This is a genomic window from Leclercia sp. UBA7405, from assembly GCF_037152215.1.
Classification (GTDB): Bacteria; Pseudomonadota; Gammaproteobacteria; order Enterobacterales; family Enterobacteriaceae; genus Enterobacter; species Enterobacter pneumoniae.
Map to the genome: position 1 here is coordinate 1 of NZ_JBBCMR010000033.1, position 223 is coordinate 223.

Annotated in this window: 1 rRNA gene; it reads right to left on the reverse strand. The window is 55.6% G+C overall.

The features are described 5' to 3' along the window. A 16S ribosomal RNA gene (locus tag WFN75_RS22745) occupies positions 1–223 on the reverse strand; the annotation flags it as partial.

Sequence of the window (223 nt, forward strand, 5' to 3'; positions counted from 1 at the left end):
ACCAGCTAGGGATCGTCGCCTAGGTGAGCCATTACCCCACCTACTAGCTAATCCCATCTGGGCACATCTGATGGCAAGAGGCCCGAAGGTCCCCCTCTTTGGTCTTGCGACATTATGCGGTATTAGCTACCGTTTCCAGTAGTTATCCCCCTCCATCAGGCAGTTTCCCAGACATTACTCACCCGTCCGCCGCTCGTCACCCAGGAGCAAGCTCCCTGTGTTA